This window comes from Nocardia vulneris (assembly GCF_001613425.1).
Classification (GTDB): Bacteria; Actinomycetota; Actinomycetes; order Mycobacteriales; family Mycobacteriaceae; genus Nocardia; species Nocardia vulneris.
The window spans coordinates 183,103-206,839 of the sequence record NZ_BDCI01000036.1; the positions used below are offsets into that span (position 1 = coordinate 183,103).

The 23,737-nt window shown below is 70.0% G+C and carries 26 protein-coding genes and 1 pseudogene; 22 read left to right on the forward strand and 5 right to left on the reverse strand.

All coding sequences use genetic code 11. The features are described from left to right. The first annotated feature begins 111 nt into the window (after positions 1–111). The 4 genes from NVU01S_RS32740 (at position 112) to NVU01S_RS32750 (ending at position 3,065) form a co-directional block, all read left to right on the forward strand. A complete protein-coding gene (locus NVU01S_RS32740) occupies positions 112–396 on the forward strand; it encodes a helix-turn-helix domain-containing protein (RefSeq protein ID WP_370627833.1) in 285 nt (94 codons plus the stop codon). Positions 397–651: 255 nt separating this feature from the next. Continuing rightward, complete coding sequence (locus NVU01S_RS42745; protein ID WP_003402602.1) at positions 652–753, forward strand: 30S ribosomal protein bS22; 102 nt, start codon at positions 652–654, stop codon at positions 751–753. 210 nt (positions 754–963) lie between these two features. Then, positions 964–2,043 carry an NAD-dependent epimerase/dehydratase family protein gene (locus tag NVU01S_RS32745; RefSeq protein WP_052280466.1) on the forward strand — a complete coding sequence of 360 codons (1,080 nt, stop codon included), beginning with the start codon at positions 964–966 and terminating at the stop codon, positions 2,041–2,043. Then, a complete protein-coding gene (locus NVU01S_RS32750; RefSeq protein WP_043668517.1) occupies positions 2,040–3,065 on the forward strand; it encodes a lysophospholipid acyltransferase family protein in 1,026 nt (341 codons plus the stop codon). Before NVU01S_RS32745 ends, NVU01S_RS32750 begins: the two co-directional genes overlap by 4 nt. Before the next feature lie 124 nt (positions 3,066–3,189). Here NVU01S_RS32750 and NVU01S_RS32755 read toward each other — a convergent pair whose 3' ends face one another. Continuing rightward, positions 3,190–4,143 (reverse strand): HAD family hydrolase, encoded by a 954-nt coding sequence (locus NVU01S_RS32755; RefSeq protein ID WP_042265541.1) that lies wholly within the window; start codon positions 4,141–4,143, stop codon positions 3,190–3,192. 186 nt (positions 4,144–4,329) lie between these two features. Here NVU01S_RS32755 and NVU01S_RS32760 point away from each other — a divergent pair, with 186 nt between their 5' ends. From NVU01S_RS32760 to NVU01S_RS32780, 5 genes are all read left to right on the forward strand, one after another. Next, positions 4,330–4,590, forward strand: a complete 261-nt coding sequence (locus tag NVU01S_RS32760) for a glutaredoxin family protein (RefSeq protein ID WP_029899445.1) — start codon at positions 4,330–4,332, stop codon at positions 4,588–4,590. A gap of 251 nt (positions 4,591–4,841) precedes the next feature. Beyond that, the gene (locus NVU01S_RS32765) at positions 4,842–5,699 is read left to right on the forward strand and encodes a redox-sensing transcriptional repressor Rex (RefSeq protein ID WP_043668520.1); all 858 of its coding nucleotides are present in this window, start codon (positions 4,842–4,844) and stop codon (positions 5,697–5,699) included. A 73-nt stretch (positions 5,700–5,772) separates the two neighbouring features. After that, on the forward strand, positions 5,773–7,212 hold the full coding sequence (locus tag NVU01S_RS32770) for a glutamyl-tRNA reductase (protein ID WP_029899443.1): 1,440 nt from the start codon (positions 5,773–5,775) through the stop codon (positions 7,210–7,212). A 34-nt stretch (positions 7,213–7,246) separates the two neighbouring features. Next, a complete protein-coding gene (gene hemC / locus NVU01S_RS32775) occupies positions 7,247–8,305 on the forward strand; it encodes a hydroxymethylbilane synthase (RefSeq protein ID WP_052280467.1) in 1,059 nt (352 codons plus the stop codon). Continuing rightward, positions 8,302–9,867 carry a bifunctional uroporphyrinogen-III C-methyltransferase/uroporphyrinogen-III synthase gene (locus NVU01S_RS32780; protein ID WP_014988562.1) on the forward strand — a complete coding sequence of 522 codons (1,566 nt, stop codon included), beginning with the start codon at positions 8,302–8,304 and terminating at the stop codon, positions 9,865–9,867. The genes hemC and NVU01S_RS32780 overlap by 4 nt, the downstream gene beginning before the upstream one ends. 413 nt (positions 9,868–10,280) lie before the next feature. Here NVU01S_RS32780 and NVU01S_RS32785 read toward each other — a convergent pair whose 3' ends face one another. The 3 genes from NVU01S_RS32785 to NVU01S_RS32795 all read right to left on the reverse strand — a co-directional run bounded on the left by NVU01S_RS32785 (position 10,281) and on the right by NVU01S_RS32795 (position 12,655). Continuing rightward, positions 10,281–10,553: a hypothetical protein gene (locus NVU01S_RS32785; RefSeq protein ID WP_014988561.1), complete on the reverse strand. Its 273-nt coding sequence runs from the start codon at positions 10,551–10,553 to the stop codon at positions 10,281–10,283. Between the two features lie 202 nt (positions 10,554–10,755). Next, the gene (locus NVU01S_RS32790) at positions 10,756–11,859 is read right to left on the reverse strand and encodes a tetratricopeptide repeat protein (protein WP_052280861.1); all 1,104 of its coding nucleotides are present in this window, start codon (positions 11,857–11,859) and stop codon (positions 10,756–10,758) included. A 10-nt stretch (positions 11,860–11,869) separates the two neighbouring features. After that, positions 11,870–12,655 (reverse strand): hypothetical protein, encoded by a 786-nt coding sequence (locus NVU01S_RS32795; RefSeq protein ID WP_043674619.1) that lies wholly within the window; start codon positions 12,653–12,655, stop codon positions 11,870–11,872. Positions 12,656–12,865: 210 nt separating this feature from the next. Here NVU01S_RS32795 and hemB point away from each other — a divergent pair, with 210 nt between their 5' ends. The 6 genes and pseudogenes from hemB to NVU01S_RS32825 all read left to right on the forward strand — a co-directional run bounded on the left by hemB (position 12,866) and on the right by NVU01S_RS32825 (position 16,341). Continuing rightward, positions 12,866–13,843 (forward strand): porphobilinogen synthase, encoded by a 978-nt coding sequence (hemB, locus tag NVU01S_RS32800; protein ID WP_043674616.1) that lies wholly within the window; start codon positions 12,866–12,868, stop codon positions 13,841–13,843. Continuing rightward, a complete protein-coding gene (locus tag NVU01S_RS32805; RefSeq protein ID WP_043674614.1) occupies positions 13,840–14,379 on the forward strand; it encodes a hypothetical protein in 540 nt (179 codons plus the stop codon). Before hemB ends, NVU01S_RS32805 begins: the two co-directional genes overlap by 4 nt. 318 nt (positions 14,380–14,697) lie before the next feature. Next, positions 14,698–15,168 (forward strand): annotated as a pseudogene (gene mce1N, locus NVU01S_RS32810) (transport-regulating membrane protein Mce1N); the annotation flags it as partial. Positions 15,169–15,419: 251 nt separating this feature from the next. Continuing rightward, positions 15,420–15,668 carry a hypothetical protein gene (locus NVU01S_RS32815; RefSeq protein ID WP_052280860.1) on the forward strand — a complete coding sequence of 83 codons (249 nt, stop codon included), beginning with the start codon at positions 15,420–15,422 and terminating at the stop codon, positions 15,666–15,668. A 51-nt stretch (positions 15,669–15,719) separates the two neighbouring features. Then, positions 15,720–15,959, forward strand: a complete 240-nt coding sequence (locus NVU01S_RS32820) for a hypothetical protein (protein ID WP_043674608.1) — start codon at positions 15,720–15,722, stop codon at positions 15,957–15,959. 148 nt (positions 15,960–16,107) lie between these two features. After that, entirely contained in the window at positions 16,108–16,341 is a 234-nt protein-coding gene (locus tag NVU01S_RS32825; RefSeq protein WP_014988553.1) for a hypothetical protein, read from the forward strand. 21 nt (positions 16,342–16,362) lie between these two features. On the opposite strand, the gene NVU01S_RS32830 is transcribed toward NVU01S_RS32825, so the two are convergent. Further along, positions 16,363–16,719 (reverse strand): hypothetical protein, encoded by a 357-nt coding sequence (locus NVU01S_RS32830; protein ID WP_244467347.1) that lies wholly within the window; start codon positions 16,717–16,719, stop codon positions 16,363–16,365. 190 nt (positions 16,720–16,909) lie between these two features. Here NVU01S_RS32830 and hemL point away from each other — a divergent pair, with 190 nt between their 5' ends. The 7 genes from hemL (at position 16,910) to ccsB (ending at position 23,553) form a co-directional block, all read left to right on the forward strand. Continuing rightward, positions 16,910–18,247 (forward strand): glutamate-1-semialdehyde 2,1-aminomutase, encoded by a 1,338-nt coding sequence (gene hemL, locus NVU01S_RS32835; protein WP_043674602.1) that lies wholly within the window; start codon positions 16,910–16,912, stop codon positions 18,245–18,247. 248 nt (positions 18,248–18,495) lie between these two features. Continuing rightward, positions 18,496–19,155 (forward strand): histidine phosphatase family protein, encoded by a 660-nt coding sequence (locus NVU01S_RS32840; protein ID WP_373864230.1) that lies wholly within the window; start codon positions 18,496–18,498, stop codon positions 19,153–19,155. Continuing rightward, entirely contained in the window at positions 19,152–19,793 is a 642-nt protein-coding gene (locus tag NVU01S_RS32845; RefSeq protein WP_052280859.1) for a TlpA disulfide reductase family protein, read from the forward strand. Before NVU01S_RS32840 ends, NVU01S_RS32845 begins: the two co-directional genes overlap by 4 nt. Continuing rightward, entirely contained in the window at positions 19,790–20,041 is a 252-nt protein-coding gene (locus NVU01S_RS43695; RefSeq protein WP_042265394.1) for a hypothetical protein, read from the forward strand. Before NVU01S_RS32845 ends, NVU01S_RS43695 begins: the two co-directional genes overlap by 4 nt. A 28-nt stretch (positions 20,042–20,069) precedes the next feature. Then, positions 20,070–20,903, forward strand: a complete 834-nt coding sequence (locus NVU01S_RS32850) for a cytochrome c biogenesis CcdA family protein (RefSeq protein ID WP_029899428.1) — start codon at positions 20,070–20,072, stop codon at positions 20,901–20,903. A 20-nt stretch (positions 20,904–20,923) separates the two neighbouring features. Next, positions 20,924–22,582 (forward strand): cytochrome c biogenesis protein ResB, encoded by a 1,659-nt coding sequence (gene resB / locus NVU01S_RS32855; RefSeq protein WP_043674674.1) that lies wholly within the window; start codon positions 20,924–20,926, stop codon positions 22,580–22,582. 2 nt (positions 22,583–22,584) lie between these two features. Then, positions 22,585–23,553 (forward strand): c-type cytochrome biogenesis protein CcsB, encoded by a 969-nt coding sequence (gene ccsB, locus NVU01S_RS32860; protein WP_043674598.1) that lies wholly within the window; start codon positions 22,585–22,587, stop codon positions 23,551–23,553. Positions 23,554–23,737: the final 184 nt, after the last annotated feature.

The window sequence follows — 23,737 nt, forward strand, 5'->3', positions numbered from 1 at the left end:
CCACTGGTCCCGCTAAGCTTCAAGGAGCACGTGCGTGTCTGTTCCGCCGGTGGGGAAGCCGGCGGCGCGGACGTGCCGGAGGTCAATGGTGCAATGATGTCTTCGAACAAGATGTCTGCAAGTAGCTCAGGGAGTTCGAGTGGCTCCGGTCCCTCGGGCAGCCGGAGCGGTTCCCGGGCACCGAGTGGTCCGGGCGCGCAGGGTCAACCCATGCTCGGCGGCACTCAGTTCCTCACGGTCGCCGAGGTGGCGAGCCTGATGCGAGTGTCCAAGATGACGGTGTACCGGCTGGTGCATTCCGGCGAGCTGCCCGCGGTGCGGGTGGGTCGGTCGTTCCGGGTGCACGCCAAGGCGGTGCACGACTATCTGGAAACGTCTTACTTCGACGCGGGCTGAGACGGCTGCGGTCACCCCGACGCAGGCGGTCGCCGGACGCGTTCCGGCGGCGAGAGATCAGGCGGTTTCGAAGGTCGCTGGACGTGCCGGTACGATAGATCCTCGGTTCGTGTTCGCCCGCCGGTGGCACCGCTTCTGGGTGCCCCGAGGTATCCGGCGGCGCGGGCACTGGGCGTGAGGCTTGCCGAGCGACCGGTCAGTTGGCGCACGTGAGTAGCGTGCGCGCCGAGTAGAGAGAACGCGAGGAACAACCCTATGGGTTCTGTGATCAAGAAGCGCCGCAAGCGCATGTCGAAGAAGAAGCACCGCAAGCTGCTTCGCCGCACACGTGTGCAGCGGCGCAAACTCGGCAAGTAAAGCCCGGCGTAGCGACTGCTTGCAGGTCGCTCGAAACGATCTGCGCGTCAACTGCGAGGCCCGTCACCGAAGCGGTGGCGGGCCTTTCGGTGTATTTCGGTGATTGAAGTCATCGTTAGAACCTGGTAAATCCCATCGGAACGCATAGACGCAGCGGCTACCCTGGGAGCGGGGCAAAAATGAAGTGGGGGCTTGTCAAGGTGGGATGCGGTGCCGGTTGGTTCTGACGTTCGGGACGGACACACACCGAAGGTGGTGTTGGTAACCGGTGCGAGCCGCTTTTTCGGCGGCAACGTGGTCGCTCGTCTCGTGCAGGATCCCGGTATCGAACGCATTCTCGCCGTCGACACCATGACCCCCAGCCGGGAATTGCAGCGCCGCATGGGCCGCGCCGAGTTCGTCCGCGCGGATATCCGAAATCCCTTGATCCGCAAGGTGGTCGACGGCAGCGCGGTGGACACCGTGGTGCACACCGCGGTGCTGGCCAAGCCGCCCGCCGGCGCGTCGCGTGCGGTGATGAAGGACCTCAACGTGCTCGGCGCCATGCAGCTGCTCGCGGTGTGCCAGAAGGCGCCGACGGTGCGCCGGGTGGTGGTGCGTTCCTCGTCCGCGGTGTACGGCTGCAGCGCGAAGGACCCCGCGAAATTCGCGGAGGAAATGAGCGCGCGCACGCCGCCGAGCGGTGGCTTCGCCCGCGACATGATCGAAATCGAAGGGTATGTGCGCGGATTGGCCCGGCGCCGGCCCGATATCGCGACGACAATTCTGCGTTTCGCACCGATCGTCGGGCCGCGCCTGGCCGGGCGGGGTGCGCACTATCTGCGATCCCCGCTCACGCCGACCGTGTTCGGCCGCGACGCCAGAATGCAACTGGTGCACGAGCAGGACGCGGTCGCCGCGCTGGCGCATGCCGCGCTCGCCGGGCGCGGCGGCACCGTCAACGTGGCCGGTGACGGCGCGCTGGCGCTGTCACAGGCGGTGCGGCGGGCCGGGCGGATCGAATTCCCGGTGCCGTTCGCGCTGTTCCGCAGCGCGGGGCGGATTCTGATGGGGCCGGTGATGCGCGAATTCTCCGGCGAGCAGCTCGACTATTTCCATTTCGGTTGTGGCCTGGACACCACCCGGATGCGGGCCGAACTCGGTTTCGTGCCGCGCTGGACAACGGTGCAGGCCTTCGACGACTTCATCGGGGGCGCAGCGTCGCGACCCGTCATCGACCCCAAGTGGATCGATGCCGCAGAATCCAGACTGCTCGGCCTGCTCGGGGCCGGTACGGGAGCACAGCAATGAACGACGTAGCGAAAGTCATCCAACTCCACGACATACAGGTCGAGGCCCGGCCGCGCCCGCCCGCCCGGCGCTGGCCCGAACACCCGCAGGGCGAGGCGCCCGGCCAGGTGACGTCGCTGACCGAGCGGCTCGCCGCCGCCGAACCGCCTGCCCCGCAATCGCTCTCGGATCTGGTGCGGGGCGCGATCGGCAAGCAGATCGGCAAGACCGCGGAGTTCGCCCGGCGCCGGCTCACCGGCGACTACCAGGTGGACGAGTTCGGTTTCGACGAGCATCTGCTGGAGTCGGTGTTGCTGCCCGCGCTGCGGCCGATGTCGGAGCTGTGGTTCCGGGCCGAGGTGAGCGGCATGGCCAACATTCCGGAGGCGGGTGGCGCGCTGATCGTGGCCAACCACGCCGGCACCGTGCCGCTGGACGGGCTGATGCTGCAATTGGCGATCCACGATCGGCATCCGAAGCAGCGGGCGCTGCGGCTGCTGGCCGCCGACCTGATCTTCGAGACGCCGGTGCTCGGCTCGCTGGCCAGGAAGGCCGGGCACACGCTGGCCTGCCGGGAGGACGCCGAAAGGCTGCTCCGCGCAGGCGAATTGACCGGCGTCTTCCCCGAGGGCTTCAAGGGCGTCGGCAAGCAATACGCCGACCGCTACAAGCTGCAGCGGTTCGGCCGTGGCGGTTTCGTGGCCGCGGCGGTGCGCACCGGTGTGCCGATCATCCCGTGCTCCATCGTCGGCTCCGAGGAGATCTACCCGAAGCTGGCCGACATCAAGCCGCTGGCCCGGCTGCTCGGTTTGCCGTATTTCCCGGTGACGCCGCTGTTTCCGCACCTCGGCCCGCTCGGCGCGCTACCGCTGCCGTCGAAGTGGTACATCGAATTCGGCACACCCATCCCGACCACCGGCTACGAGCCGGAGGCGGCCGACGACCCGATGACCATGTTCGAGGTCACCGACCAGGTGCGCGAGACCATCCAGTCGACGCTGTACAAACTGCTCACCAAGCGCCGCAACCCGTTCACCGGGTAGCGACGGGCGCCGGGTGCGCCGCGCGCTACCCGTCGTCCCGGCGAACGCCGTGCACCAGTCGGTAAACCCCTCGGCCGCACTGGTTTCCGGCGTTCGCCGGACCGCCGGGTGCGCGGGTGCCGGCTCAGTGATCGCGTTTGCGGGTGACCGCCGCGGCCACCGCGCCACCGGCCGCGCCGAGCGCCAAAGCGGTGGGCACGCCGATCTTCGCGGCCTTGCGGCCGGTGCGGAAATCGCGGATCTCCCAGCCCCGGTTCTTTGCGACCTCGCGTAAGTCGGAGTCCGGGTTGATCGCGACCGCGGTGCCGACCAGCGAGAGCATCGGCACGTCGTTGTGGCTGTCGGAGTAGGCGCTACAGCGCTTGAGGTTCAACCCTTCCCGGATCGCCAGCGTGCGTACCGCGTGCGCCTTGCCGAGTCCGTGCAGGATGTCGCCGACCAGGCGGCCGGTGAACTTGCCGTCCACGCTCTCGGCCACCGTGCCCAGCGCGCCGGTCAGCCCGAGCCGCTTGGCGATCACCTGGGCCAGCTCGACCGGCGTGGCGGTGACCAGCCACACCTGCTGGCCGGCGTCCAGATGCATCTGCGCGAGAGCCCTTGTGCCCGGCCAGATCTTGTCGGCGATGATCTCGTCGTAGATCTCCTCGCCCAGCTCGGCCAGCTCGGCGGTGGGGCGCCCGGCGATGAACGCCAGCGCCTTCTCCTTGCCGCTGGCCATGTCGGAGCTGTTCTCCCGCCCGGTGACCCGGAACTTGACCTGCTTCCACGCCACGTCGACCAGGTCGGAGGTCTTGAAGTACTTGCGCGCGGCCAGCCCGCGGGCGAAGTGCACGATGGACGCGCCCTGCACCATCGTGTTGTCCACGTCGAAGAACGCCGCCGCGGTCAGGTCGCGCGGCACCTCGGGGCTGGTCGGATCCGGCTCCGCCGCCGCCAATTCCGCGTCGTGCAGCGAGAGCGCGGCATCGGCGCTCGCCTCACCGGCCAGGTTGGCGCGCAGCTCCTCCTCGCTCGGACCGAACGGACTGCGCGGAATACGGGCCAGTTGATCCTGCAGACCCTGGCCGATCTCGCCCAGGTTCCAGCGCGCCGGAAACTCGCCGAATCGTCCCGCGATGAATCCGGCCCTTGCCACCCTCGATCGTTCCGGCACCAGTACCTCCGCCCGTCGCGCGAACCACGTCCACAGTAACCGGGGGAGGCGACAGTCAGCGCAGGACCTGGCAGACCGATTCGGGTGTGGCGAGGGGATTTAATATCCGCCATGACCAATCCCACACATTCGGTGACCCTGTTGACCAGATCCGGCTGTGGCCTGTGCGTCACCGCGCTCGACCAGCTGCGCGTGATCTGCGCCGATTTCGGGATCGAGCCGGCGACCGTCGACGTGGACGAGGCGGTGGCCACCGATCCCGGCCTGCGCGCGGAGTTCGGTGACCGGTTGCCGGTGGTGCTGCTCGACGGTCGTGAGCACAGCTATTTCGACGTCGACGAGGGCCGATTGCGCGCCGACCTGAGCCGCTGAGGAATAGCGATGACGGTCCTTTTCGGCCGCAGCGCTGGTCGCGGCCGAAAATGAGGCCAATTTCACCGACTTTGTGAAGGGCTGCACAAGCGGTTACGGTGGTGGCACGCGGACCCGCTCGCCGAGGCTGCGGGCCCACCGCGTACAGACACCCAGCATTGCGACACTTCGACCATGGCACCGGACCGTCCCGGGCCAGAGGTCCAGCGACGAACCGGAACCCGATCGGGCCGGAACGAGGAGCCGACGACGTGACAGAGCAGCATGAGGCGCCCGGCGGCGTCTCCGGCAGGGCTCTGCAGCGAGGCATCCCGCAAGCGACCGTGGCGCGGCTGGCGACCTATCTCCGAGTCCTTGCCACATTGGCCGACGAGGGTGTTGCCATCGTATCGAGTGAGGAACTGGCTGTCGCGGCGGGTGTCAATTCCGCCAAGCTGCGCAAGGACCTTTCCTTCCTCGGGCCCAACGGGGTACGGGGTGTCGGCTATGACGTAGCCAAGCTACGGGCCAGGATCGAGGATGTGCTCGGCCTGTCGCAGGGACACCGCGTGGTGCTCGTCGGCGCCGGGAATCTCGGCCGGGCCCTGGTCGGCTACGGCGGGTTCCAGCGGCGTGGCTTCACCGTGGTCGGCATCTTCGACAACGACATCGAGGTGATCGGTCTCTCGGTGGCGGGCCTGGTGGTGCGTGATGTCGCCGGGCTGGCCGACGCGGTCGCCGCGCTGGAACCGACCATCGCGGTCATCACCGTGCCCGACGACGCCGCCCAGGACGCCTGCGACCGGCTGGTCGCGGCCGGGCTGCAGTCCATTCTGAGCTTCGCGCCCTGCGAGTTGCTCGCGCCCGCCGCGGTCGAGGTGCGCCGGGTCGATCTGGCGGTCGAATTGCAGATGCTCTCGTTCGAACGGGTGCGCAACGCCGACAGCGCGGCCGTCCCGGCCGTCGCCGAACCCGAGGTGGCGCGGGCCGTCTCCGGCCGGATCGCGCACCGCTCGCCCACCCACACCTCGGCCGCTCACCCGGCACTCAAGCATTCGGCAGCCGCGCACACGGCGACCTCGCATACGGCAACGGAGCCAAAGAGCAAGGGATCGGTGGTTACTCCATGAGCGAGCGAAGCGAGCGAATCGTGATACAGCGTGCCATGCGCATGCCGAAGCCGAGCATCAGCGAGGCGCGGGCATGAGCGTCTTGTTGGTCGGTATTTCGCACCGGAGCGCGCCCGTTTCGGTGCTGGAGAAGGTGGCGATCACCGACACCGACCGACCCAAGCTGATCGACCGCCTGCTGGCCTCCAGCCACGTGTCCGAGGCGATGATCGTCTCCACCTGTAACCGCGTGGAGGTGTACGCGGTCGTCGACGCCTTCCACGGTGGTCTCGCCGAGGTCGGCGATCTGCTCACCAAGCATTCCGGGCTGCCGCTGCCCGATCTGACCAAGCACGCGTACGTCCGCTACAGCGAGGCCGCCGCCGAGCATCTGTTCGCGGTGGCCAGCGGGCTGGATTCGATGGTGATCGGCGAGCAGCAGGTGCTCAGCCAGATCCGCGGCGCCTACGCCTCCGCCGACGCCCAGCAGGCGGTCGGGCGGACCCTGCACGAGCTGGCTCAGCACGCGCTGCGGGTGGGCAAGCGGGTGCACTCCGAGACCGGAATCGACCGGGCCGGTGCGTCGGTGGTGTCGGTGGCGCTCGATCGCGCGCAGCAGGTGCTCGGCCCGCTGGCCGGGCGCACCGCGGTGGTCGTCGGCGCGGGCGCGATGGGCGGCCTTGCGGTGGCGCATCTCTCGCGGGCCGGCATCGGCCGGATCATCGTGGTGAACCGCACCATGGCGCGGGCGAAGCGGCTCGCCGAGACCGCGGGCACGCACGGGGTCGAGGCCGAGGCGCGCGAGCTGTCCCGGCTCACCGAGGCGATGGCGGTGGCCGACGTGGTCGTCACCTGCACCGGTGCGGTCGGCAACGTGGTGACGCTGGCCGATACCCATCGGGCCCTGGCCGATCGGGAACGCGCGGGCGAATTCGCCACGGCGGAACGGCCGTTGGTGTTCTGCGACCTGGGCCTGCCCCGCGACGTCGAGCACGCGGTGGCCGGGCTGCCCGGCGTCACGGTGATCGATATCGAGACGCTGCAACGTGATCCGGCCGCGGGCGCGGCCGCCGACGACACCGCCGCGGCGCGCTCGATCGTCGCCGACGAACTCGCCAAGTACCTGACCGGCCAGCGGATGGCCGAGGTGACCCCGACCGTCGCCGCGCTGCGCCAGCGCGCCGCCGAGGTGGTGGAAGCCGAACTGCTGCGGCTGGATTCGCGGCTGCCCAGCCTGGCCGACCCGGAGCGCGACGAGGTGGCCCGCACCGTGCGCCGCGTGGTGGACAAGCTGCTGCATGCCCCGACGGTGCGGGTCAAACAGCTCGCCTCGACCCCGGGCGGTGACAGCTACGCCGAGGCGCTGCGCGAGCTGTTCGAGCTGAAACCGGGTGCGGCGCAAGCGGTTGCCGCGCCGATGGAGATCACCGCGATCGGCGAGCACGCCGGCCTGCTGCGCGCCGACGCCGATATCGCGCTGGCGGACGACTTCACCGCGAGTCACCGCGCCGACGAACAGGGGCAGACGGCATGAGCCCGCGGCCCCCGGGCACCGACGAGGTGCGCCCATGACACTCGTGCAGGAAGAGGACACCGTGACGGCAGCAAACCTGCGCTCGCCGTGGCGGATCGGCACGCGCGGCAGCCTGCTCGCGCTGACGCAGGCGGGCACGATCCGCGATGCGCTGGTCGCCGCGGGGCATCCGGCCGAGCTGGTGGTGATCAAGACCGCGGGCGATCTGTCCGCCGAGCCGGTGCAGCAGATCGGGGTCGGCGTCTTCACCTCCGCGCTGCGCGACGAACTCGTCGCCGGCACCATCGACATCGCGGTGCACTCGTACAAGGATCTGCCGACCGCACAGGACGAGCGGTTCACCATCGCCGCCATCCCGGCGCGCGAGGACCCGCGCGACGCGCTGGTGGCGCGCGACGGTCTCGTGCTCGGTGAGCTCCCGCCCGGAGCGAAGATCGGCACGTCCGCGCCGCGGCGCGCGTCGCAGTTGCGCGCGCTCGGGCTCGGCCTGGACATCGTGGCGCTGCGCGGCAACCTGGACACCCGGCTGCGCAAGGTCAGCGAGGGACACCTGGACGCGGTCGTGGTGGCCAAGGCCGGGCTCGCCCGGATCGGCCGGCTCGACGCGGTCACCGAGGCGCTGGAGCCGGTGCAGATGCTGCCCGCGCCCGGTCAGGGCGCGCTGGCGATCGAATGCCGCAGCGACGCCGGCGAACTCATCGAGGCGCTGGCGGTCTTCGACGATGCCGCCACCCGAGCGGCGATCACCGCGGAGCGGGCGTTGCTCGCCGAGCTGGAGGCCGGATGCTCCGCGCCGTTCGGCGCACTGGCCGAGGTGGTCGAGTCGATCGACGACGACGGGCGCATCTTCGACGAGCTCTCGCTGCGCGGCTGCGCCGCCGCCGTCGACGGTTCCGACGTGCTCAGAGCGTCGGTGGTCGGCGCGCCGGAGCACGCGGAGCAGCTCGGCCGCGCGCTGGCCCGCGAACTACTGGAACTGGGCGCGCGTGAGCTGCTCAGTGTGCCCGAACCGGATGCCGGTTCATCCACCGCGGCGGTGAGTGCGCCCGCCACAGACTTCACCCAACCCAGCCCAATGGAGAACAGCCAATGAGCGCGCGAGCAACTAAGAAGCACCCCGGTCGGATCCTTTTCGTCGGGTCGGGTCCCGGTGACCCGGCGTTGCTGACGGTGCGTGCCCGCGAGGTGATCGGGCGCGCCACCCTCGCGTTCACCGACCCCGATGTGGACAAGGGCGTGCTCGCCCTGATCGGCACCGCGGTCGAGCCAGGTCCCGACGGCGAACGTCCGGTCGACGTGCGGCCCGCGCTCGGTGAACCCGCCGAGGTGGCCAAGACGCTGATCGCGGAGGCCCGCAACGGCTTCGACGTGGTCCGGGTGGTCGCCGGCGATCCGCTCACCACCGATTCGGTGATCGCCGAGGTGAACGCGGTGACCCGCTCGCACATGGTGTTCGAGGTGCTGCCCGGGCTGCCCAACGGCTCGGCCGTGCCCAGCTACGCCGGCATCGCGCTCGGCTCCGGGCACACCGAGGCCGATGTGCGCGGCGAAGTGGACTGGGCCGCGCTCGCCGCCGCGCCGGGACCGCTGGTGCTGCACGCGACCTCGGGTCACCTGGCCGAAACCGCCAGTGCCCTGGTGGAACACGGCATGGCGCCGCAGACCCCGGTCGCGGTGACCGTGCGCGGCACCACGCGCCAGCAGCGCACCATCGAGGCGACCCTGGCCACGCTGAACAGCGCGGCCTCCGAACTGGTCGGCCCGCTGGTGGTGACCATCGGCAAGGTGGTCGCGTCCCGGTCGAAGATGTCCTGGTGGGAGTCGCGCGCCCTGTACGGCTGGACCGTGCTGGTGCCGCGCACCAAGGACCAGGCGGGCGAGATGAGCGAGCGGCTCGTCACCCACGGCGCCATCCCGATGGAAGTGCCGACCATCGCGGTCGAGCCGCCGCGCAGCCCCGCCCAGATGGAGCGGGCGGTCAAGGGTCTGGTCGACGGCCGCTACCAGTGGGTGGTGTTCACCTCCACCAACGCGGTGCGCGCGGTGTGGGAGAAGTTCGCCGAATTCGGTTTGGACGCACGGGCTTTCTCCGGCGTGAAGATCGCCTGCGTCGGTGAGGCCACCGCGGACAAGGTGCGCTCGTTCGGCATCAATCCGGAACTGGTGCCCAGCGGGGAACAGTCCTCCGAGGGTCTGCTCGCCGACTTCCCGCCCTACGACGACGTTTTCGATCCGGTGAACCGGGTCCTGTTGCCGCGCGCCGATATCGCGACCGAGACGCTGGCCGAGGGGCTGCGCGACCGCGGCTGGGAAATCGACGACGTGACCGCCTACCGCACGGTGCGCGCCTCGCCGCCGCCCGCGGAGACCCGCGAGATGATCAAGACCGGTGGCTTCGACGCGGTCCTGTTCACCTCGTCCTCCACGGTCCGCAACCTGGTCGGCATCGCGGGCAAGCCGCACGCGCGCACCATCGTCGCGTGTATCGGCCCGAAGACCGCCGAGACCGCCATCGAGTTCGGCTTGCGCGTCGACGTGCAGCCCGAGGTCGCGCAGGTCGGTCCGCTGGTCGAGGCGCTCGCCGAGCACGCCGCCCGGCTGCGCGCCGAGGGTCTGCTGCCGCCGCCCCGCAAGAAGAGCCGGCGCAGCCGCTGACCCGAGCTGCTGGATCGTCACACCGCCCGAACCGAAGCCGGTTCGGGCGGTGCTGTTTTCGGACGACACAGCGTTACCCACGGCACCGCTTGTCCGTTGGCACGGTTCGACCGTTGGCACGGTTTGACCGTTGGCACGGTTTGACCGTTGGCACGGTTTGACCGCCGGTGCGGTTCAACCGTCGGCACGGTTTGACCGTCGGCACGGTTTGACCGTCGGCACGGTTTGTCCGCCGGTGCGGTTCGACCGCGGGCACGGTTCGACCGTCGGCACGATTCGACCGCCGGTGCGGTTTGACTGACGCCAGGGTTGACCGACGGCGCCGCTTCCTGACGCCGTTGTTTCCCGACCGGGTCGCATTCCCGCGACACGGCCGCGTGGCGTGCCGCGGGTCTGCGGGGTGGGCGAAAACCTCAGTGCCGCTTGCGGATCAGCGTGCGCACCATGGTGCAGGTGGTGTCCGACGGCGGGCGGATGCCGATCACGTCCGCGGTGTAGCGGATGCGTTTGTTGTTGGCTTCGCTCGCGTTGTAGACCCCGGAATCGAGCAGCGCGATGGTCAGTCGCATCGCCTTGAGCTTCCGGTTGTGCCGGACATACCAGGACCGCGGGCGCCCCGCGGGCAGTCTCTTCTTCTCCAGCGGTGTGTAGGGACTATCGATCAGAACGGTCTTCGTCGCGGGCACAGGCTTCCCTCCCGATGCGATCGGAGGCTCGGCGAGCCCCCTCGAACACTGTTTCGATTATATCGCCCCCCCACCGACAAAAACCCCTGGCCGCAACGTTTTTGGGCCCTGCCCAGCACACTTGCCGCGCCCGGGTCGACGCGCGTCGCGCGGGGCACAGCAGTCGTGCGGCAGCACGGCACAACGGTCGTGCGGCAGAGGGTCAGAGGTCGTGCAGGAGTTGCAGGGATTGGGGGTGGCCGAGGGCGGCGGCGCGTTCGAGCCAGCGCCGGGCTTCCTGCTGGGCCGGGGTGCGGCCGGTCGCGATCAGTGCGGCGGCGCGCAGTACGCCCGGTTCGGACAGGTCGCCCGGGAAGGGGGCCGATTCCTGCTCGCGCAGGTAGAGGGCGAGGCGGAACATCGAATCCGGATCGTCCGCGTCGGCGCCGCGGCGCAGCCAGTACTCGCCGCCCGCGGTGTCGCCCTGCTCGAGATACAGCCAGCCGAGGATGGCCATCGCGTCGGCACGACCGCGGCGGATGGCCTCGGTGAGCAGGGCGACGGCGCGCTCGAGCTCGCCCCGCCGCGCCAGATACAAGCCGAGGGTGCGCATGGCGGTGGGATGCCCGGCCGCCGCCGCGCGTTCGTACCACTGCTCGGCGGATTCGGCGTCGCCGCGCCGATTCGCGACGACGCCCATATTGCACAGGGCCTCCGGCGATCCGTCCTCGGCCGCGGGGCGCAGCCATCGCTCGGCCTCGTCGATCTGGCCGCGTTCCAGATGTACCAGCCCGAGCTGCACGTCCGCGCCCACGCACCCCGCCGCGACCGCGGCCTCCAGCCAGTGCACCGCCTCCGCGATCCGGCCGTGCGTGCCGCACAGCAACCCGAGATCGGCCATCGCGGTCCCGCTGCCGCGCTCGGCGGCGCGCCGGAACCACTGCTCGGCGCCCGCGAGATCGCTCGCCTCGCGCAGCAACTGCGCGAGCTGTTCCATCGCGCCGATATCGCCGCGTCCGGCGATCGCCCGCAACGCGTCGAGTCTGCGTTCCCGGGCGGTCGGCACCGGGTCCGGCCGCGGATCGAGGAACAGCGGGAGCGCCCCGGTATCCACGGGATACGCGTCGTCGGGGAGTTCGCCGCGTTCGCGCCGGGCGATGGATTCGCTCCATGCGGCGAACCGGTCGTCGTCGGGACCGATCTCGACCATCCCGTGCGCGATGGTCCCGTCCGGCTGCTTGCCCTGCCACGGAATCAGCAGCCGCCCGTCGGGCAGTCGCCGCGCTCCCGGCGGGGGCTGCTCCTGCGGGCCTGCGTCGGGAGTCATCGCGGACCTTTCAGGCCGAATCGGAGGTGCCGTGCCGGTAGCCGTTGGCTGCGGCGTAGCCGGCGAGTTGGGAGTCGTAGCTGCTGAGGCTGTCCAGTAGCCAGGTGTCTCCAGTGTCCTTCACTACCACTATCGGCCCTTTGACGCCGGGCGCGAGCACCGGTGCCGAACCGTCGGTGTACCAGGACGTAGTGGACCAGGGAAACACGAACGCCCAGCCCACATCCGAGACGTGTCCCTGCGGCGCCAGCTGGAACGGGTCGGCGGGCGTGGCGAAGCGCGCGCTGTGCTGGGCGAGCAGATGCCGGGCGCTGTTGCGCGCGACCCGGATGTCGAGCGGACCGGTCGCGGTGTTCGGGAACGGCAGGTTCGCGTCCGGCAGGGCGCTCAACTGCCGCCCGCCCGCCACCGAGACGTGACACGGCCTGCTCTGCAGGCGCAGGAAGATGGTGTGCGCGGTATCGGAGAAGCGCAGCTGCGCGGTGGCGTCCTCGGTGTGCCCGACCAGATGCCTGCCCTGACTCTGCGCCCATTCGCGCTCGTCCGGCCGCATGCCGAGTTCGACGAACGCGGCGCGGGCCACCGTCATGAGGTCGGCTTCGGCGGACTGCCGGGCGATCAGCTCGACCCGGAAGATCTGCCTGCTGCCGTCCACGGCCCGCCAGGCGCGCAGCGTCGTCCGGGGCGGCGCCAGTCCGCCGGTGAGCACCGGCCACCAGTCCGCGAGCAGTACCGCCACCCACGATTCGAAGTCGGCGGCTCGGGCCAGCGAGATTTCGGTGTGCGATTCGGTCATGAAGTCCCCCAGGGGGTCTCGCCCTCCTGTCGGAGTATGCGCCATCGATCCGCGGCAGCGGTGTGATTTCGAGCACCGTGGCAGCCGAAGACCAGCCGGGTTCCGGTTCGCCCGGTGCTCGCGGGAAACCGGCAGCTCCGGGGCGGCCGGACGGGCGGGCGCGCGCCGGGCGCTCGCGACACCGTCCGGCGCCGGGCGTATGGTGCGGATATGACCGGAATGGACCGCCCACGGCGGTTGCGCCGTACCCCCGCCCTGCGTCGGCTCGTGGCCGAAACCACACTGCAGCCACGGCAATTGGTGTTGCCGATGTTCGTGGCCGACGGCCTGGAGGAACCGCGGGAAATCAGTTCGATGCCGGGGGTCGTGCAGCATTCGATGGACTCGCTGCGCAAGGCCGCCGTCGAGGCGGTGACCGCGGGCGTCGGCGGGCTCATGCTGTTCGGTATCCCGCGCCCGGAGGACAAGGACGCCACCGGCAGTCAGGCCAGTGATCCGGACGGCATTCTGAACCGTGGTCTGCGGGCGCTGTCCGACGAGGTCGGCTCGGCCACCGTGCTGATGGCCGATACCTGTCTCGACGAGTTCACCGACCACGGGCACTGCGGTGTGGTCGCCGCCGACGGATCCGTGGACAACGACGCCACCCTGCACCGCTACGTCGAGATGGCGCTGGCCCAGGCCGCCGCCGGCGCTGACCTGCTCGGCACCAGCGGCATGATGGACGGCCAGGTCGGCGCGATCCGCCGCGGTCTGGACGCCGTGGGCCGCACCGATACCGGCATCCTGGCCTACGCCGCCAAGTACGCCTCGGCGTTCTACGGCCCGTTCCGCGAGGCCGTCGCCTCGTCGCTGGAAGGCGACCGGCGCACCTACCAGCAGGACCCGGCGAACCGCCGCGAGGCGATCCGGGAACTGGACCTCGACCTCGCCGAGGGCGCGGACCTGGTGATGGTGAAGCCGGCCATGTCGTATCTGGACATCCTGCGCGACGTCGCCGACCACTCGCCGGTGCCGGTCGCGGCCTACCAGATCTCCGGCGAGTACGCGATGATCACCGCCGCCGCCGAGCGGGGCTGGATCGATCGCCGCGGCGCCGTGCTCGAGTCGCTCATGGGCATCCGCCGGGCCGGGGCGGACATCGTGCTCACCTACTGGGCGACCGAGGCCGCACACTGGTTGTCGTGAACAACCTGCCGAGACCGATCGGCGCGCCGTACCCGCCCGCGCCGCCGCCGCCGATGCCGATGCCGACGGATGTGGGTACCGCCCGGCAATTGTGGTGGGGTGTGGTCGGATTCGGTGTCGTCCAGCTGGTCGCGATGGTGCTCGACGGGTTCGCGCAGCGGCACAGCTTCGCCAAACAGATCTTCGATCAGGCCAAGGAAAAGGACCCGCAGGTCACCATGGCCAGTGTCGAGCTGATGGTGGCGCTGGTCTTCGTGGTCCTGGTGGTGCTCGGGCTGGCGGTGGCCGGGGTGGCGTTGCTGATCGTGCACCAGTTCGCCCGGGGCAAGCTCTGGGCGCGCACGCTGCTGACCATCGCGGGAGTCTGGCTCATCGTGGTCGGGGTCGGCGCGCTGTTCGCGTTCAACTCGGTGACGGGGGCCGCCTCGCTGATCGCCGGCGGTGCCGCGATCGTGCAGGCGGTGCTCGCGAGTGGCGCCGTTTACCTGGCCCACCGGCCGGAAGCCACCGCGTATTTCCAGGTGAGCCGACGGTGAACGACGGGTACCCGAATTTGTCGGGGCCAGGTCGGCATGTATCGTGAGGGTTGTCACAGTGGACATGGGAACCGGTAGTTGGCTGTCAAGCGTTGTTGTGCGTTGCAGATGGCTCCGGGGAATCGGAGGCATCAATGCGAGTGGTGATCCAACAGCCGCAGAGCATTCGGCGCGAGCTGGCCGTGTTGAGCCTGCTGGTCCTGTTCGGGGTGGTCACCGTCGCCGTGCTGCTGCTGCCCGGCCTCACTCGCTGATTCTGTCTTCTCCCTTGCCCATTCGCGGTATCCGGCCGATTCGGCGCGCCCTGGTGGATATCGCATGACCGCCACACACGACGACGCGAATGTGCTGTTCGCCGAGCCGGGTGCGCGCTGGCGGACCACCGCCTACGGGCCGATTCTGTGTCTGATCATTCTGATCCTGGAGCTGGCGACCGGGAGCGCCGTGCACTGGTTCGCGCTGCTCTTCTGTGGCTCGCTGATCGCGGGTTTCGTTGTGCTGCAAGTGATCGCCGGACGCCGCCACGTCAGCGTCGAGCTCACCGACCGCACGCTGCGGCAGGGCACCGAAACGCTGCCGCTCAGCGCCGTCGCCGCGGTGCTGCCCGAACGCGACGAGGACGCGTGGGACGACGAGGACTGGGAATCCGCGCGGGCGCTCGGCGAGCTGAGCGGAGTACCGCGCCGGCGCACCGGCATCGGCCTGCGCCTGGCCGACGGTGGGTTCGTGCAAGCATGGGCGAAAGATCACCGGGCGCTGCGGGACGCGCTCGACACGGCCCTCGGCCGGCCGGCCGATACTGCCCCCGGCGAGCCGGCCGATACTGCCTCCGGCCAGTCGGCCGATACTGCTGCCGGCCAGCCGACCGACACTGCTGCCGGCCAGCCGACCGACACTGCTGCCGGCCAGCCGGCCGACACTGCTGCCGGCCAGCCGGCCGATAAGGCCTCCGGCTCGCCCGCCGGCGATGCCGCCGCGCCGGATCCCGGGCCCGACGCATCAGGCACCGAGAACGAGCCCAGCGAGAACGGAGCGGACCGATGAAGGGTTGGATCGCGGTGGTCGCCGGGGAGTTCGGCTTGGCCGTGCTCGCGCTCGTCGCCGGAGTGGGCAGCTGGCGCAACGGCATTCGGACCACCACCTTCGCCGCGCTCGATCCGGCGCCGGAATTCGTCGCGACGCGCTACGTGGGGCCGTGGCTGTTGCTCGCCGCGGTGCTCGGCGCCGTCGCGGGGCTGCTCGTCATCGACGCGGTCACCCGCACGGTGCGGCAGCGCCGCGCGCGCTGAACTCGGCCGCGCCGGCCGTTTCGTTTCCCGATTCGCGGGAACATCCGACGCATGAAACCCACAGTCCCCGTCAAGCGCACGCTCTTCGGTGTCGCGGCCGCCGGTCTGATCGGCACGGCAACCGTGGTCACGGCCGCGGCGGCGCCCGCCGAGGTTTCCGCCGCCGGGCCCGTCGTGTCGCCGCCTGCCCTCGTCCAATCCCCGCCCGCGCCACTGCTGCACGCGCTGCCCGCGCCGCTGGCCTGCCTCGCGACCACCGGTTCGGCGCTGTTCTGCCTCGGGATCACCTAGCGTCTGCCTCGGGATCACCTAGCGCGAGGCCAGGCACTAGAGTCGCGGCAACCGATATCCGGCGCTGTCCACGGTGGGCCACAATACCGCTGCGGCCGTTAGGATTTCGGCTGTCATTCGGACGTGCCAATCAAGAGGACAGGGTTTGATGAACCGGCTTGCTGTGAAAGTCTGTGCCGCACTGGCGTTTGCCACCGCGATCGGGATCGGCGCCGCGCCCGCGGGCGCGAACACCGGCCTGCCGCTGGAGCCCGCGGCGGTGACCGCGGGCGCGGTCGACGCACCGGTGCTCGTGCCGGACTCCGGTTCCGCGGGCCCGTACAACTCGTTCATGTGCTTCCTGCACACGATCGTGCCGCAGGCGCCGTGCATGTACGCCTGAGCCGGTCCGGCTAGCTCGGCGCTAGCCCCAGTTCTGGTAGATGTCGAGCACGCGGCCGTTGCGGGTGCCGGGCGCGTTCAGGAACAGGGTGATCGTCCCGTCGGGACGATCGGCCGCCTCCATGATCGCCTGCCGCAGCGACGCGTGCACGCCACCGTTCTCGTCCTTGTAGATCCCGGTGTCGGGCTTCAGGCCGACGCCGATCCGATTGAGCGGCACCACCATGCTGACCAGCGCCGGGATCGGGCCGCCCGCGACGGCCTGGGTTTCCGCATGACTCAGTTGCAGCCCCAGCCGATCGGGCTGCGCGACCGGCTCGGCCGCCTGCGCGGCACCCGCGCCGAGCACGATCCCCGCGCCCACGAGCGCCGTGGACACCGCAGCACTGAACATGGCAAACCGCATGAAAACCCTCTCGGCCGATGATTGTTGACGCCCGAGATTACGGGCCGGCAATCTGCTGGCCACCGAATACGGCGTAAATAGTGCTCCGGCGTGTTGCGGTGTGCATCACGAGCACCGCCCCCTGTCGTCGCCCCCGTCCGAGCGGGCTGCGACACTGGAGGTCGTGAGTTCTTCTCCGCGCGTGACCAGCGCATCGGTGCCGGTTTCCGCTCAGCTCTTCGACCGGGCTTGTTCGGTGATTCCGGGTGGGGTCAATTCCCCGGTGCGCGCCTTCAACTCGGTCGGCGGCACCCCGCGATTCATCGCGTCCGCCAACGGTTACACCCTGGTCGACGCCGACGGCAACGAGTACGTCGACCTGGTGTGTTCCTGGGGCCCGATGATTCTCGGCCACGCGCATCCCGAGGTGGTCGACGCGGTGCGCCGCGCAGCGGTCGGCGGCCTCTCGTTCGGCGCGCCCACCGAGGCGGAGATCGAGCTGGCCGAGGCCATCGCCGCGCGGGTGCAGCCAGTGGATCGGGTCCGCCTGGTGAACTCCGGTACCGAGGCGACGATGAGCGCGGTCCGGCTGGCGCGCGGCTACACCGGGCGCGCCAAGATCATCAAGTTCTCCGGTTGCTATCACGGGCATGTCGACGCGTTGCTCGCCGACGCGGGGTCCGGCGTCGCGACCCTCGGGCTACCGACCTCGCCCGGGGTCACCGGCGCCCAGGCGGCCGACACCCTCGTGCTGCCGTACAACGATCTCGAGGCCGTCGCCGCCGCCTTCGCCGCGCATCCGGACTCGATCGCCTGTGTGATCACCGAGGCCGCCGCGGGCAACATGGGCACCGTCGCGCCGCAGCCCGGTTTCAACGCGGGCCTGCGCCGGCTCACCGCCGAGCACGGCGCGCTGCTCATCATGGACGAGGTGATGACCGGCTTCCGGGTCAGCAAGGCGGGCTGGTTCGGACACGAGGGCGTCGTCGCCGACCTCTACACCTTCGGCAAGGTGATGAGCGGCGGCCTGCCCGCCGCCGCGTTCGGTGGCCGCGCCGAGATCATGAATCACCTGGCCCCGCTCGGCCCGGTCTATCAGGCGGGCACGCTGTCCGGGAACCCGGTCGCGGTCGCCGCCGGGCTTGCCACGCTGCGCGCGGCCGACGACGCGGTGTACGCGGCGCTGGACCGCAATGCCCAGCGGCTGGGCGCGCTCTTCGGCGAAGCGCTGGGTGCGGCCGGGGTCGAGCATCGGGTGCAGTTCGCGGGCAATATGGTGAGCGTGTTCTTCACCGAACGCCCGGTCACCGACTACGCCGCCGCCAAGGCGAGCCAGACCTGGCGCTACCCCGCGTTCTTCCACGCCCTGCTGGACGGTGGCGTGTACGCGCCGCCGAGCGCGTTCGAGACCTGGTTCGTCTCCGCGGCGCTCGACGAGGACGCGTTCGACCGTATCGCCGCAGCCCTGCCCGCCGCCGCACACGCGGCCGCGGCCGCCACTCCCGAAGGATCCCGCGCGTGAGCCCCGATCACGATCAGCCCGACGCCGACCAGCGCGAGCTAGAACAGCCCGCCGCAGCCGCAGGCCAGGCCGAGACGCCGGCCGCCGCCGCGAGCAGCGAGGTGGAACTCGCCGATTCCGGCGCCGCCGATGCGACGGTCATCGACGCGGGCGCGCAGTTCGCCGCCGCCGCGTCCGGCGGCCCGGAGCCGACTCCTCGGGTCGACGAAAACGACAGTGCGGCTTCGAGTTCCGAGGCCAAGAAGCCCTTGGCGGCCGGCTTGCAGCACGGCACCGAGCCGGTGGAGACGATCGTGCACGTGCTGCGCCACGGCGAGGTGCACAACCCGAACGGGATCCTCTACGGCCGCCTGCCCGGGTTCAGCCTCTCGGTGGCGGGCCGCTCGCAGGCCGCCGCCGTCGCGCGCACGCTGGCCGACCACGACATCGCGGTGGTCATCGCGTCCCCGCTGCAGCGCGCGCAGGAGACCGCGGAACCCATTGCCGCGCAACACCAGCTGATCGTGCGCACGGACGAGAACCTGATCGAGGCGGGCAACACGTTCGAGGGCCTGCGGGTCTCGGTCGGTGACGGCGCGCTGCGCAAGCCGCGGCACTGGTGGAAGCTGCGCGACCCGTTCACCCCGTCCTGGGGCGAGCCGTACCTGCAGATCGCGCACCGCATGCTGGCCGCGGTGAACAAGGCGCGGGTGGAGGCGGCCGGGCGCGAAGCCGTGCTCGTCTCGCACCAGCTGCCGGTCTGGACGTTGCGCCGCTTCCTGCAGGGCCAGCGGCTCTGGCACGACCCGCGGGTGCGGCAGTGCTCGCTCGCCTCGCTGACGTCGCTGGTCTACCAGGGCGACACGCTCGTCGATATCGTCTACTCCGAGCCCGCCGGTGGTTCGGATCCCGCGGTACACGGCGCATGATCTCCTCCGCCGCGTTCGCCACCCCGCCTGCCCGTTCGGTCCGGCGGGTGGTTCCCGCTCTCCTCGCGTGCCTGGCCTTGATCGCCGGGGTCGCGGGTTGTGCCGGCGGTACGGACGCGGTGGCCTCGGGCGGTACCTTCGAATTCGTCTCGCCGGGCGGCAAGACCGAGATCTTCTACGATCCGCCCGGCGCGCGCGGCACCATCGGCCCGCTGTCCGGGCCCGACCTGATGACCGCGGGCAAGACCGTCTCGGTCGCCGATTTCGCGGGCAAGGTCGTGGTGCTCAACCTGTGGGGGCAGTGGTGCGGACCCTGCCGGGCCGAGGCCCCCGCGCTCGAAAAGGTTTATGAGGCAACGAAAGACAGCGGCGTTGCCTTCCTCGGAATCAATGTCCGGGACCCGCAGCAGGACAAGGCGCAGGACTTCGTGGTCGACAACAAGGTCGGCTACCCGTCCATCTACGACCCGTCCATGCGTACGCTGCTCGCGCTCGGCGGGAACTTCCCGACCAGCGTCATCCCCACCACCCTCGTCTTGGATCGTCAGCACCGCGTCGCCGCGGTGTTCCTGCGCTCGTTGCTGGCCGACGATCTGCAACCGATCGTTCAAAAAATCGCCTCGGAGGAAGCACAGTGAATCGCGATCGCCGCACCCGTACCTTGCGTGCCTGTCGACCCCGGCAGGGGGCTCGCCGCATCGGCGGCGCCTGGGCCGTGGACGACCGGTGGAAGGGCATCGCCACCGTACCGCGCAGCGTAGCCGCGGACTCGTTGCTCGACTTCGGCGTGCTGTTCGGCGCGACCGAGGGACCGAGCGAACCGCGCATCGTGGTGCGCGGCGACGAAGAGCCGGTCGAGCAGACACCGGATGGTGAAAACGGGTGAATCGCGCGTCTAGCCCGGTGGCGCGGTGATGGTGCTGGCCGCCGTGGGTGATTCGTTCCAGCAGACCGCGGCGACCGGGCCGTTGCTGCTGGCACTCGGCGCCTGCCTGCTGGCCGGCCTGGTGTCGTTCGCGTCGCCGTGCGTCGTGCCGCTGGTGCCCGGGTACCTGTCCTACCTGGCCGGGCTGGTCGGCGCCGAGGCACCGCCCGCGACGGTCGCGCAAGCCCAAGGGGCGCAAGGCGGTTCGGTCGCGGTCGAAAACCCCGCGCGCAGCGGGCGGATGCGGGTCGCGGGCGCGGCCGGACTGTTCGTCGCGGGCTTCACCGTGGTGTTCGTGCTCGCCACCGCCACGGTTTTCGGCGTCATCCAGACGCTCAACGTCAATCGTGAACTGCTGCAACGGATCGGCGGTGTGGTCACCATCCTGATGGGGCTGGTCTTCATCGGCCTGATCCCCGCGCTGCAGCGCGACACCAGGATGCAACCGCGCCGGCTCACCAGCATCGCGGGCGCGCCACTGCTCGGCGGCGTCTTCGCGCTCGGCTGGACGCCGTGCCTGGGCCCCACGCTGTCCGGCGTGATGGCGGTGGCCGCGGGCACCGACGGCACCACCGCCGTGCGCGGGGTGGCGCTGATCGTGGCCTACTGCCTCGGCCTCGGGCTGCCGTTCGTGATCCTCGCCTTCGGTTCGGCCAGCGCGCTGCGCGGCGTCGGCTGGCTGCGGCGCAATTCGCGCACCATCCAGGTCATCGGCGGGCTGCTGCTGGTCGCGGTGGGCGCGGCCCTGGTCACCGGGATCTGGGATCAGTTCGTCGGCTGGGTGCGCGACGCCTTCGTCTCCGAGGTGACGCTGCCGATATGAGCACGAAAAGCATTGATTCGATGACGAACAGCGAGCAAGCGTCGGGCGAGCCGCCGACCGGACAGCTGCCGCCGCGGCAATCGCTGCCCGGGCGCGCGCTGGCGTTCGTGCGCAACACCTGGCGCGGTCTGACCAGCATGCGCACCGCGCTGGTGCTGCTGTTCCTGCTGGCGCTCGCCGCGATCCCCGGCGCCCTGCTGCCGCAGCGCAGCCTGAACGAGCAGAAGGTCGCCCAGTACATCGCCGACCGGCCGACGCTCGGCCCGTGGATGGACCGCTTCGAGTTGTTCGACGTGTTCGGCAGCTTCTGGTTCACGGCCATCTATGTGCTGCTGTTCATTTCGCTGGTCGGCTGCATCCTGCCGCGCTGCTTCGACCACTACCGCGCGCTGCGCACGCCGCCGGTGCGCGCGCCGCGCAACCTGACCCGGCTGCCGCACCACTACTCCGGTACCGCCGAGCAGACGCCCGACGAGGTGGTCGCGCAGGTTCGTGCCGGGTTGCGCGGTTGGCGCACCGAGGTCCGGCCCGGCACCAAGGACGGCGAGGTCACGCTGTCCGCGGAGAAGGGCTACACCCGCGAGCTCGGCAACCTGGTCTTCCACCTCGCGCTGGTCGGACTGCTCGTCGCCATCGCGGTCGGCAAATTGTTCGGCTACGAGGGCAACGTCATCGTCATCGCGAACGACGGGCCCGGCTTCTGCACCACCTCGCCCGCCGTGTTCGACTCGTTCAAAGCGGGCAACGTCAACGACGGCACCGGCATGACGCCGATCTGCGTGCGGGTCAAGGACTTCAAGGCCGACTACCTGACCAACGGCCAGGCGGAGATGTTCACCTCGAACATCGAATACCAGGCCGAGGGCGATCTGCAGACCAACACCTGGCGGTCCACGCGCATCCAGGTGAACCATCCGCTGCGGGTCGCGGGCGACCGGATCTATCTGCAGGGCCACGGCTACGCACCGAAATTCACCGTCACCTTCCCGAACGGGCAGACCCGCACCGAATCCATCCAGTGGCGTCCGGACGATGCGATGACCTTCCTGTCCAGCGGGGTGCTGCGGATCGACCCGCCGGGCGGCATGTACGCCACCGACGAGGAGCGCCGCAAGAACCAGATCGCCATCGAAGGGCTGTTCGCGCCGACCGCGCTGTTCCACGGCAGCCTGATGACCTCGTCGTTCCCCGCGATGAACGACCCGGCCGTCGCCGTCGACATCTACCGTGGCGACACCGGCCTGGACACCGGCAAGCCGCAGTCGCTGTTCGCGCTCGACACCGAACAGGTCAAGCAGGGCCGGTTGACCAAAGAAGCCAGGGTGAATCTGCGTCCCGGCGAGTCGACCAGCCTGCCCAACGGCACCAAGGTGACCTTCGACGGCGCGCAGGAGTTCGCGAACCTGCAGGTGTCGCATGATCCGGCGCAGCAGTGGGTGCTGGTGAGCGCGGTGATCATGATGCTCGGCCTGCTGGTCTCGCTGCTGGTGAAGCGGCGGCGGATCTGGGTCCGGGTCTACCCGGCCGAGAGCGCAGCCGGTACCTTGGACAAACGACGCACTGTAGTAGAGATGGGCGGGCTGGCTCGGACCGATCAAGCGGGCTGGGGTGGCGAGTTCGATCAACTGCGGGCGCGCCTGCTGGACGGTCCGTCCGCCGCGAAGACCACGGGAGACTAGAGATGCCGATCAACGAGACCATCGCGCGCTACAGCGATTTCTCGTTCAAGACCGCGATCGTGGTCTACGCGCTGGTGCTCGTGCTGCTCATCTGGCAGTACGCCACCGCGCGCAGCCGTCAGGTCGCCGAGCGCGAACTCGTGTCCGTCGGTGGTCCTGCCGTCGATCCCGCCGCGCCCGGCCGGATCGCCGCCCCGCCCGCGAAGACGCTGTCCGAGCGGCTCGGCAACACGGCGTTCTCCGTGCTCGTCGTCGCGATCGTGTTGCATATCGCCTCGATCGTGCTGCGCGGCTTCGCCACCCACCGTTTCCCGCTCGGCAACATGTACGAGTTCGTCACCATGGCGACGGCCGCCGCCATCGTCATGGGTGTGCTGTTCCTGCGCGAGCAGCGGTATCGGGCGATGTGGGTGTTCCTGCTCGTCCCGGTGCTGATCCTGCTGTTCCTCGCCGGCACCGTCCTCTACGCCGACGCCGCCCCCGTGGTGCCCGCGCTGAAATCGTTCTGGCTGCCCGTGCACGTCACCATCGTCAGCATCGGCAGCGGTGTCTTCCTGTTCGCCGGCGTCGCCAGCCTGCTGTTCCTGTTCCGCCTGCGCCAGCCCGACGGCGCGGAGTCCACCGGTGTCCTCGGCGCCATCGCCCGTCGCCTCCCCGACGCCCGCACCCTGGACCGGCTCGCCTACAAAACCACCATCATCGGCTTCCCCCTCTTCGGCGCCGGCGTCATCCTCGGCGCCATCTGGGCCGAAGCCGCCTGGGGCCGCTTCTGGGGCTGGGACCCCAAAGAAACCTGCTCCTTCATCGCCTGGGTCCTCTACGCCGCCTACCTGCACGCCCGCGCCACCTCGGGCTGGCGCGACACCAAAGCCGCCTGGATCAACGTAGCCGCCTTCGTAGCCATGCTCTTCAACCTCTTCATCATCAACATGGTGATCAGCGGCCTGCACAGCTACGCCGGACTGAACTGACCGTCCGCTACCTGCATGTTCGAGTCGCCTCCATCCTCATCCGGACCCGGCTCATCGGTCTGAGTACGCAGTGAGCACGCAGCGGAAACAGGCCAGCCTCGGAGGACGACACCGACCGCGAGACGGGTTGTCTAGTCCGCATTGGGCCACAGATCTGCGGATCGAGCCGGTCCGGTGCGTCCGG